Source organism: Amycolatopsis rhizosphaerae (assembly GCF_007713715.1).
In the GTDB taxonomy this organism is placed as follows: Bacteria; Actinomycetota; Actinomycetes; order Mycobacteriales; family Pseudonocardiaceae; genus Amycolatopsis_E; species Amycolatopsis_E rhizosphaerae.
This window is the reverse complement of sequence record NZ_VJWX01000405.1, coordinates 1-6,488: the sequence shown is the minus strand read 5'-3', so window position 1 is coordinate 6,488 and position 6,488 is coordinate 1. Positions and strand designations below refer to the sequence as shown.

General features: G+C 72.3%; 8 protein-coding genes. 6 read left to right on the top strand and 2 right to left on the bottom strand.

The window, feature by feature from the left end; genetic code table 11:
• From FNH05_RS28865 to FNH05_RS28855, 3 genes are all read left to right on the top strand, one after another.
• Positions 1–792, top strand: a 792-nt coding sequence (locus FNH05_RS28865) for a sterol carrier protein domain-containing protein (protein ID WP_144592005.1), incomplete at its 5' end; no start/stop codon positions are given.
• A gap of 31 nt (positions 793–823) precedes the next feature.
• Positions 824–1,180, top strand: a complete 357-nt coding sequence (locus tag FNH05_RS28860) for a DUF4333 domain-containing protein (protein ID WP_186382790.1) — start codon at positions 824–826, stop codon at positions 1,178–1,180.
• A gap of 59 nt (positions 1,181–1,239) precedes the next feature.
• Positions 1,240–2,448, top strand: coding sequence for a GNAT family N-acetyltransferase (locus FNH05_RS28855; protein WP_144592004.1), 1,209 nt, complete (start codon positions 1,240–1,242; stop codon positions 2,446–2,448).
• A 21-nt stretch (positions 2,449–2,469) separates the two neighbouring features.
• Here the strand turns inward: FNH05_RS28855 and FNH05_RS28850 are convergent, their stop codons facing one another.
• Together FNH05_RS28850 and FNH05_RS28845 are read right to left on the bottom strand one after the other, a co-directional pair.
• Positions 2,470–3,669, bottom strand: a complete 1,200-nt coding sequence (locus tag FNH05_RS28850; RefSeq protein WP_144592003.1) for an ABC transporter permease — start codon at positions 3,667–3,669, stop codon at positions 2,470–2,472.
• Positions 3,666–4,601 carry an ABC transporter ATP-binding protein gene (locus FNH05_RS28845; protein ID WP_144592002.1) on the bottom strand — a complete coding sequence of 312 codons (936 nt, stop codon included), beginning with the start codon at positions 4,599–4,601 and terminating at the stop codon, positions 3,666–3,668. The genes FNH05_RS28850 and FNH05_RS28845 overlap by 4 nt, the downstream gene beginning before the upstream one ends.
• A 92-nt stretch (positions 4,602–4,693) precedes the next feature.
• Between FNH05_RS28845 and FNH05_RS28840 the strand changes: the two genes are divergently transcribed.
• From FNH05_RS28840 to FNH05_RS28830, 3 genes are all read left to right on the top strand, one after another.
• A complete protein-coding gene (locus FNH05_RS28840) occupies positions 4,694–5,596 on the top strand; it encodes an SPFH domain-containing protein (protein ID WP_144592001.1) in 903 nt (300 codons plus the stop codon).
• 3 nt (positions 5,597–5,599) lie between these two features.
• The gene (locus FNH05_RS28835; protein ID WP_144592000.1) at positions 5,600–5,863 is read left to right on the top strand and encodes a type II toxin-antitoxin system antitoxin; all 264 of its coding nucleotides are present in this window, start codon (positions 5,600–5,602) and stop codon (positions 5,861–5,863) included.
• A partial coding sequence (locus tag FNH05_RS28830; protein WP_144591999.1) for a GPP34 family phosphoprotein occupies positions 5,856–6,488 on the top strand: 633 nt, incomplete at its 3' end. The genes FNH05_RS28835 and FNH05_RS28830, both read left to right, overlap by 8 nt.

The following is a 6,488-nucleotide window of genomic DNA, read 5'->3' as shown; positions in this document are numbered from 1 at the left end:
GAAGTGGACCGGCGCCGCGCGGTACTGCGGGCGGAAGTACCGGCCGGGGGCGAGATCGAGCTGGTGGGGCCGGACGCGTTCGCGCAGCGGATGCCCGGCGTGTACGCGGCGATCGCGCCGTCACGGCCGGGGATGATGACCCGGCCGCCCCACTGGTGGCCGCTGGCCGAACTGCAGCAGCGCTGGGCCGACGACGCCCCCGTGGTCACGGTCGTCCACCATGGACCGTCCGGCCCGGACGGGTATGTGATCTACCAGGTGGACCGCAAGCACTGGAACCAGCCGTCCACTTTGGAGGTGGTGGAGCTGGTGACCGCGGGTGACGCGGCCTGCGGCGGCCTGTGGCGGTACCTGCTGGGGGTCGATCTGGTCGACACGATCAAGCTGCCGGGACGGCCCCTCGACGAGTTCGCGCCGCTGCTGTTCACCGACCCGCGCCGGTGCGCGCGGACCGAGGGCGGCGACGGGCTCTGGCTCCGCCTCGTTGACGTGCCCTCGGCGCTCGCGGCCCGCACCTACGAGGGCGAGCCGGTGGTGATCGAGGTCGCCGACCCGGTGCTGGAGGACAACTCCGGCCGCTACCGGATCTCGCCGGGCGGAGTGGAGCGCACCGACCGCCCCGCCGAGCTGCGACTGGACGTGGACGCACTGGCCATGCTCTACCTCGGCGCCTGGCGGGCCTCGGCGCTGGCCACCGCGGGCCGCGTCCGCGCCGCGGACGAGAGCGCGCTCACGCGGGCGGATCGCTTGTTCGCCACGGAAACCCCGGCCTGGTGTGGTACACACTTCTGACCACATCGGACGGACTGCCGGGGGTGAGGCGGTGCTACCGCGGGCCCGCACCTGCGTCGCGCTCGCTTCCGGCGCGCTGTTGCTCACCGGATGCGGGAGCGGCGGGCACACGCCGGGGTTCCCGCCCGGCTCCTCCGGCTCCTCCGACGCCGTCGCGCCGCCGGTCCGCGTCTTCGACGCGGACGCGGTGCAGGCCGGGGTCCGCCACCTGCTGACCCAGTCCTACGGGCTCACCGGGGTCGGCACGGTGCGCTGCCCCTCGGGACAGGTGGTGCAGGCCGGGATCTCGTTCGCCTGTGCGGTCGAGGTGAACGGCTCGCGCAGGACCGTCACGCTGACGGTGCGGGACGCGGACGGGACCTACGCCGTTTCGGCCCCGCAACCCTGAAGCCCCCCGGCGGAAAAACCGGTTGGGCGGCCGGGGCGGGCACGGCAGTATCGGGTGCCATGACCGAATTCGCGGTGCGCCCGCTGGCCGAAGGGGAACAGCGGCCTGCCTTCGACGTCCTCAGCCAGTCCCTGCACGGCCCGGTGTCGACCGACGAGCGGTGGGCCAAGCGTGCCGAGGGCTTCCCCGCCGAGCGCAAGTTCGGTGCCTTCGAAGGCGGGACGGTGATCGGTGTGACCAGCTCGATCGCCACCGAGCTCGCCGTGCCCGGCGGAACCACCCTGCCGTCGGCGGCGGTGGACGGGGTCGGGGTCCGGGCCGATAGCACCCGGCGCGGCGTGCTCACCGCGTTGATGGCCGAGCAGCTGGCCGACTGCGCCGCCCGCGGGGAGGTGCTGGCGCATCTGCACGCGAGCGAAACCACGATCTACGGCCGGTTCGGCTATGCCGTCGCCACCCGCGGCAAGACGCTGCGGATCCTCAAGGGACGGGCCCGTTTCCGGGACGACGCACCCTCCGGCGGCCGGGTGCGGCTCGTCGGCACCGACGCCGCGAAGAAGCTGATTCCGGAGCTTTACGAGCGCATCGCGCCGAACAGTCCCGGCATGATGACCCGCCCGCCGGTGTGGTGGAACTGGGCGCGGGACGGCCTCGTCGGCGAGAACTTCGTGGCGGTCCACACCGGACCGGACGGCGACGACGGTTTCGTGCTCTACCACCCGCAGGACCGGCGGAGTTTCGAGCAGCCGGAGGCCGGTGCCGCACTGGTGGTGCGCGACCTGCACGCCGCGAACACCGGGGCTCTGGCCGGGCTGTGGCGGTTCCTGTGCCGGGTCGACCTGGTCGGCGAGGTCCGCGCGCCGGACCGCCCGCTCGACGACCCCATCGGGCTGATGCTCACCGATCCTCGCGCCTGCGAGGTCCTCGGCCTGGAGGACAGCACCTGGCTGCGGCTGGTGGACGTGCCCGTGGCGCTGGCCGCCCGCACCTACCGCCCGGCCGCGCCGGTGGTGCTCGAGGTGACCGATCCGCTGCTGCCCGCCAACAGCGGCCGCTACCGGGTCGCGCCGGAGGGGGCGACCCGCACCGAGGAGCCGGCCGGGCTGGCCCTCGGGGTGGACACCCTGGCGATGATCTACCTCGGGGACCGGGCGCCGAGCCGGCTGGCCGCCCTGAACCGGATCGAGGTGCGCGACCCCGCGGCCCTGCCCGAAGCCGACGCCCTTTTCGCCACCGCGACCGCGCCCTGGTGCGGCACCCCCTTCTGAGACACCGCACCAGGGACGCCCCTAGGCGGCGGACAGGGCTTCGCGGAGCTTCACCCTGGCACCGGTGCGCAGGACCGCGTTGCGGTAGACACGGCCGGACAGCCAGATCAGCACCGGGATGAGCAGGGCGACCAGTAGCACCGACAGGGCGGCCTCCCAGCCGGGCACGCCGCCCATGGCCAGGCGCATCGGCATCAGGGTGGGGGCGAACACCGGGATCAGCGACAGCACCTCGATCAGGCTGCTGCCCGGGTCCGCGGGCAGGATCGAGATACCGAGGACGTACCCGACGATGACGAACATCAGCGCCGGGGTGACCACGCCGCCCACGTCCTCCTGGCGCGAAACCAGCGCACCCAGCCCGGCGAAGACGATCGAGTACATCAAGAACCCGAGCAGGTACCACACGACCAGCCAGAGCACCGTGCCCGCCGCGGCGGTCACCGAGATCGTGAGCACCCCCGTGGCCAGGGCCGCGACGATGCCGATCACCCCGATCACCACCATCTGCAGCAGGCCGACGGCGCCGATGCCGAGGACCTTGCCCGCCAGCAGCTGCCACGGGCGGACGGTGGCCAGCAGCAGCTCCACGACGCGGCTGGTCTTCTCCTCGACCACGCCCTGGGCCACCATCTGCCCGTTCATCAGCAGGGACAGGTAGATCAGCACCCCGGCCACCAGGCCCAGCGTGAGCTGCTGGCCGTCGTATTCCCGGGGTTTGCTCAGCGCCTGCACGTCCACCCCGGCGGCCGCCATGGCCGCGGTGACCTTCGCCGGGTCCCCGCCCAGCGCGGTGATCTGCCGGTCGAGCGCCAGCTGCCCGGCCAGCACGGTGAGCGCGGTGCGCAGGTTCTGGTCGAGTTTCTCGTCCACCACCACGTGCACGCCGGTGCCGTCCCCGGTGAGCAGTGCGTCGAGCTTGCCCGCGCGCACCTGGTCCCGGCCCTCGGTTTCGCCGCCCACCTGCCGGGTCTCCACGGTGAGCCCGACGGCCTTCGCCCCGGCCTGCAGCGGTGCGGCGAGTGCGGCGTTCGGGGCGGTGAAGCCGACGGTCGTGGTGGACATGCTGCCCGCCAGCAGTTTCATGATCACGGTGAAGGCCACGAGGAGGAGCACCAGCACCAGCGTGCTGATGACGTAGGCCTTCGAGCGCAGCCTGGTGCGGATCTCCCGGTCCGCGACCAGGCTGATTCCTTGCCAGTGACCGAAATCGGTGCTCATCGTGCGCCTCCTGCGCTCTCGGGGGCCTTCGGGCCTTCGTGCACCGCGGTCCGGAACAGCTCCGTCAGCGACGGCAGGCGGCGGGCGAACTCGTGCACCGGCCCGGTGGCCAGCGCGGTCTTGAGGACGGCCTGGTCGTCGGCGCCCTCGTCCAGTTCCAGTTCGGTGCGCGAGCCGTTGCGGGCCAGCACCCGCACCCCGGGCACCCCCGCGGTCCAGCCGTCGGGTGCCGACGGCGCGTCCACGACGAGCCGGACCGCCCCGCCCGCGCGCAGCTCGTCCACCGAACCGCGGGCGATCATCCGCCCGGCGCGGACGATGCCGACGCGGTCGCACAGCCGCTCGACCAGATCCAGCTGGTGGCTGGAGAACACCACCGGCACGCCTTCGGCGGCCTTCTCCCGAAGGACCTCGCTCATCACGTCCACCGCGACCGGGTCGAGGCCGGAGAACGGCTCGTCCAGCACGAGTATCCGAGGATCGTGGACGAGGGCGGCGGCGAGCTGGACCCGCTGCTGGTTGCCCAGGCTGAGTTTCTGGACCTCGTCGTCGCGGCGTCCGGCGATGCCGAGCCGTTCGGTCCACGTCTCGGCCGAACGCCGGGCCGCGGCGGCCGTCATGCCGTGTAGGCGCGCCAAATAGGCCAGCTGCTCGCCCACCTTCATCTTCGGGTACAGCCCGCGCTCTTCGGGCATGTAGCCGATCAGCCGCCGCGTGCCGAGCGTGACGGGCGCGCCGTCCCAGCGCACCGTGCCCGCGTCGGCGGCCAGTACCCCCAGCACGATCCGCATCGTGGTGGTCTTCCCGGCGCCGTTGCTGCCCACGAAGCCGAACAGCTCCCCGGCCCGGACGTCAAAGGTCATGTCCTGCAAGGCGATGAGCTCGCCGTACCGCTTGGAGATCCCGTCGATCTCCAGCAGCCGATCGGGCATGCCGTGCTCCCCTCAGTGGTGAAAAAATGTGATATCACTATGCTACCTTGAACTCGTCGGGGGCAAGCAGAATGTCCGAGAAAGGACCATCGATGACCGAAACCGTCGTTGCGATGCCGGAACCGCGGACCCGGGAACGCGTCGTCCACGCCGCGCCCGGGTTCCTCATGTTCTTCGCCGGGCTGGTGCTGATCCTCGCCGGCGTCGGGCTGATCGTGGCCGCCGCGGCTCGTGGCTCCGGCTGGCTCGGCGGCGCCGGGCTGGCCATGCTGCTCATCGGGGTGGCGATCATGCCGGGCCTCACCGCGGTCGCGCCCGGCGAGGCGCGCGTGGTGCAGTTGCTCGGCCGCTACACCGGCACGCTGCGCAAGGACGGCCTGCAGTGGGTCAACCCGTTCGCCGTGCGGCGCCGCGTGTCCACCCGCATCCGCAACCACGAAACCGGCGTCGCCAAGGTCAACGACGCCGACGGCAACCCGATCGAAATGGCCGCCGTGGTGGTCTGGCAGGTCGAGGACACCGCGCAGGCACTGTTCGAAGTGGACAACTTCGTCGCGTTCGTGGCCATCCAGACCGAAACGGCGGTCCGGCACATCGCCAACGCCTACCCGTACGACACCCAGGAGCCGGGCAAGCTTTCGCTGCGGGACAACGCCGAGGAGATCACCGAGAAGCTGAGCGAGGAGATCGGCGCGCGGGTGGCTTCGGCCGGGGTGAAGGTGATCGAATCGCGGATCACGCACCTGGCCTACGCCCCGGAGATCGCGCAGGCCATGCTGCGGCGCCAGCAGGCGGGTGCGGTGGTCGCCGCGCGCCAGCGGATCGTCGAAGGGGCCGTCGGGATGGTCGAGATGGCGCTCGACCGGCTGGCCGAGCACGAGGTGGTCGACCTGGACGAGGAGCGGAAGGCGGCGATGGTCAGCAACCTGCTCGTGGTGCTCGTCGGCGACCGGGACACCCAGCCCGTGGTGAACACCGGAACGCTCTACGCCTGACCCGTGGCCACCGAGCGGAAGAAGATCCTCCTGCGGCTCGACCCGGCCGTGCACGACGCGCTGGCCCGGTGGGCGGGGGACGAACTGCGCAGCACCAACGCGCAGATCGAGTTCCTGCTGCGCCGGGCGCTGGCCGAGGCCGGGCGGCTGCCCCGCGACGTCGGGCGGATGCGCCCGCCCGGCAGGCCCCGGAAAACCGAAGACGGAGAAGACAGTGCGGACCAGGCAAACCGGGCAGACCGTACAGGCAGGGAAAGCGATGGCTGAGCGGTTCTCGTCGTCGTCCTCGTCGTCCTCGTCGTTGTCGTCGTTGTCGTTGCCCGCGAAGATGTTCCTGCTGACCTACGACGCGCGGCGGGACCGCTTCACCGCGCGCGCCGAACTCGGCTACCTGCTGCGCGCGGCCGCGTTGGCCGACCTCGTCCTGCGGGGGCATCTGGCCGACGAGTCGGGCAAGGCGTGGCCCGTGAAGCCCTTCACCGGCGCCGATCCGGTGCTGAGCGAACTGTGGGGGCGGATCACCGGCGCGCCGCCGCGCTCGTGGCGGCGCCGGCTGGGGCCGGGCCGACGGCAGGCCATCCGTTCCGTGCGCGACCAGCTGGCCGAGGCCGGCTTGATCGGACTGGAACCGCGGCGCGCGCTCGGCCTGATCCCCTACTCGAAAGTAACCGTGCGTGACCAGGCATCGGTCCGCTCGCTCGGGGAGCGGGTCGGCCGGGCGATCCGCGGCGGTGAGCCCGCGGTCCGGGTGGCGCCGGACTGTGCCGTGCTGGCCGCCCTCGCCGCGTCCGCGGGGCTGCGGGTGGTGCTGAAGCTGGGGGAGCGGCGCCGGTACCGGCAACGGCTCGCCGAGCTGGGCCGCCCGGTCGAGCCGATCTGCACCGCCCTGCGC